Source organism: Bartonella queenslandensis AUST/NH15, assembly GCF_000312585.1.
In the GTDB taxonomy this organism is placed as follows: Bacteria; Pseudomonadota; Alphaproteobacteria; order Rhizobiales; family Rhizobiaceae; genus Bartonella; species Bartonella queenslandensis_A.
Genome location: NZ_HE997979.1, coordinates 97,388 through 100,422, shown reverse-complemented (window position 1 = coordinate 100,422; position 3,035 = coordinate 97,388). Strand labels below are relative to the sequence as shown.

General features: G+C 44.3%; 4 protein-coding genes. 3 read left to right on the top strand and 1 reads right to left on the bottom strand.

Going from position 1 to position 3,035, the window contains the following annotated elements:
* Positions 1 to 45 precede the first annotated feature (45 nt).
* The 3 genes from BN338_RS11985 to BN338_RS01385 all read left to right on the top strand — a co-directional run bounded on the left by BN338_RS11985 (position 46) and on the right by BN338_RS01385 (position 1,735).
* Positions 46 to 285 (top strand): hypothetical protein, encoded by a 240-nt coding sequence (locus BN338_RS11985; protein ID WP_198003655.1) that lies wholly within the window; start codon positions 46 to 48, stop codon positions 283 to 285.
* A gap of 175 nt (positions 286 to 460) precedes the next feature.
* Positions 461 to 862 (top strand): hypothetical protein, encoded by a 402-nt coding sequence (locus tag BN338_RS01390; RefSeq protein ID WP_039758307.1) that lies wholly within the window; start codon positions 461 to 463, stop codon positions 860 to 862.
* A 177-nt stretch (positions 863 to 1,039) separates the two neighbouring features.
* On the top strand, positions 1,040 to 1,735 hold the full coding sequence (locus BN338_RS01385; RefSeq protein WP_039758305.1) for a hypothetical protein: 696 nt from the start codon (positions 1,040 to 1,042) through the stop codon (positions 1,733 to 1,735).
* 8 nt (positions 1,736 to 1,743) lie between these two features.
* Here the strand turns inward: BN338_RS01385 and BN338_RS01380 are convergent.
* Positions 1,744 to 3,035: bifunctional DNA primase/helicase (locus BN338_RS01380; protein ID WP_083868406.1), on the bottom strand; the 1,292-nt coding region annotated here is incomplete at its 5' end.

Below are 3,035 nucleotides of genomic sequence, written 5' to 3'. Positions count from 1 at the left end.
AGGTTCTAAGTAATGGTGCGCAGGGTTTTGTCTTTGAAGGGATTCGTGTTTAGCGGCATTGTGGCTTTTGTCTCTGTGGCTATTTATACAGAAATGCAGGCTTTTGGGATGACGTGGGGCGTATTTTTACGCGCTATGGCGTTTTATGGCATTCCCAGCATTTTTCTTATGGTTGGTTATGGAGTCATGCAGCGGCGGGGTGTAACGAAGGGTTTGTTTTTCAAGATGGTGTTGTTTAGCTTCATTTGGGCTGCTCTTTCTGATTTTATTTATAAGCAAATTTAAGCATTGTGGTTTGACTTGGCTTTGGTTCTCAATCCCGTGGGTATTTGGTGTCCTTTGGGGCTTTGTTCTTTGCCTTATTTATAGAGGGGTAAGGTGTTTTGGGTTTAGGATTTCATTCTTTGAAAAGGAGTGATATTTTGCTCCCATTGCCGGTATATCTATTGGGTTTGTTTTTGTGGGCGTGGGGGCGATTGATTTCACTTGGTTTGGTGTTTTAGCAGTGATGAGCGTTTTGCTACATTGCTGGCGTTATCCTGATGTTTGTTTATCTGGAATCCTAGTGTTTTGTATTCTGTGTCTTGATATTATAGCGGGGAATCTTTTTGCTGGAGCAGATGTTTTTATTGGGGCTGGGGGTGTTGTCTTGTTGAAACCGTCCTTGGATTTACGGATGAAGAGGATTTTATTGAGGAGGGGGCAAAGGTCAGTGATCACGCGTGTTTTTTTGTTTTTGAAAAGCTTTGCATTGCGTTGCCTGTTGGGTATTATCCTTGGATTTGCGTCTGTGGGAGTCAAGCGTTTTGGTGCGCTTTGGTCTTGGGTTTCAAATGAGTGGTTTCACTTGGGTTTCAAATGAGTGGGGTTCGATTTGCATTTTTGTATTTCTTATTCGTTTTATGAGCGCCTTTTTTCATGAAGGTATGAGATGTGTTGGTCTGATGCTGGGGGAGGCTTAAAAAGAATGGGTATTTTGTTGCGTTGAGGGCGTTTTCTTTCATTTTATTTTTCATTTTATTATTGCGGGGAGATAGGAATGTCGCAGGATTTGTGGTTTTTACTGTTGTTAGGGTTTGTTTGCCTTTTTGCTGTTACCTTGGTTTTATTGATTAAGCTGGCTGCACGCCGTGAGGTTACAAGGTGGCGTTTTTTTGGCAGGTGGGTGGTCTTTTACGGCGTCCTTGCTCTTTACCTTGGTTTTCTTTCTGTGGGAATAGGGGAGCGCACTGTTAGCGGGGAGCTGTTGTTAAAGATGGCGGTATTTTCCTGCATTTTTGGCGCTATCCTTGGTTTGGTGCATTGGGAGGTGGGGAGTCTGCCTGTTGTTTGGCAAGTCTTCGTGAGGTGGTCCATGTTTTGTTGTCTGATGGCTGTTCTCCTTATGCTTTTTGCTGTGGGTGTCAGGGAGATGAATAGCGTAAGCGAGATGTTCTTGAAGGTGTTGATCTTTGCTGTCTTGTTAAAGCTGCTCTTGGGGTTCTTTATACAGGAACAGAGCAATATGGTGTTGCAGAGGTCGTTGCGTGTTTTGGATTTTGTACTTTTTATCTGCATTGTGGGCGTTTTCTTTTTCTTTGTTTCTTTGGGAGCGAAGCATCTGGGATTGAGCTGGCTTTGGTTCTCAAATGAGGATGTATTGACCATTATAAGAACATTTCTCTTTATTTTGATTTATCTGGAAGTGAAGGCTGTGTGTGTGAAGGGGAAGGCATTTTTAAAGAAAGTGGTATGAATGGGGCGTTAAAGATAACGCCGTGGGGGTAAGGGGGGCTCAAAAGAACAGCGATAGCGATAGGTTTGGGGATCAAACCAAAGCCCTACTTTGCCTTCAAAATCACCGGAACGTTGTTTGGCAATATTCATAATGACACCGGGACGTTTGGCTAAATCTGCTTTTTCTTGAGCTAAGGATGCGGCAAATATTTTGTCTTCTAACGAGCGGTTGCGCCAAATGGTGATGATGTTAAAAGCATTCGCACCAATTTCTGAGGCGCCTTTGATATCTTCTGTCCCTGGGATATCTTTATCGAGCCCTCCTTTGCGGGCATGGGCGACAAGATGAATATGCACACTGTTTAAAATAGCCCAATCCACCATTTTATAAACCGCTTGTTCTTGTCCTGCATAATCATCAGAGGCAATACCAAGTCGCATGAGACTGTCGATAATAAATTGATCGCAACCATAACGCGCACGGCAATAGTCAAAAACATCAAGCAAGGTGTCGACACTTGATTTGCCAACATGTTCATAAAGAATAAGCCCTTCGTCTAAAAAATGCAAAATGCGTTCAATCGTTTCTTTTGTAGGCTTTTCTAAGCCGCCCGTTTGTTTTGTTAAACGCCGGAGGGATTGTTCTCCTTTCATCTCTAAAGACGCTAAGCAAAGACGACTGTTTTGCGCAATCCAATGGGGAATACAGTCGGACAACAATTGGCTTTTGCCTGCCCCACTGGCACCGCTCCACAGGGTTAATTCGGCAGGACGAAAATGCAATTTATCCTTCAGTTTAGGATAGGGAACCGTATAGCCAAGATGTTTTTCAGGTTCTGGCCAAAACAGTCCAATTACTTGATCTTTATAGTCTGAGGCGCGCCGTAAGCCTTCTGGTGCAAAGCTTTTCGCTGAAGAAAAAGCTGCTTTTATGGTGGCAGCATCAATCCCTGCGGTTAAACAGTCATTGGCATCTTTGCGGGGTAAGCGGACACGATAGCAACGGTGACGTCCAAGCCGGCTGGCAATTTCATGAGCGGCTTCTTCTCCCGGTTGATCCATATCGGTAGCTAAAAAAATGGTTTCAAAAGCTTCTAAATGATCAAATTCATTTTCAATCCAATTTTGCTTACCACCCCTTCCGCCTCCAAAGGGTAGGGAAACCGCCGGATATCCATAGGCGGCAAGCGAAAGCGCATCAATTTCTCCTTCTGTGATGACAATTGTCCGGTTTGTTGAAGAAAGTGTGGGAAACGACGCGTGATCTGAAGGGACGGATTGCGATGCGTGCGTGGTGGTGTGGGCTGTTGAGGATGTGG

What these genes read in the sequence shown, in the direction of transcription:
- BN338_RS01385 (WP_039758305.1), top strand. Translation starts at nt 1,040, where the DNA reads ATGTCGCAGGATTTGTGGTTTTTACTGTTGTTAGGGTTTGTTTGCCTT.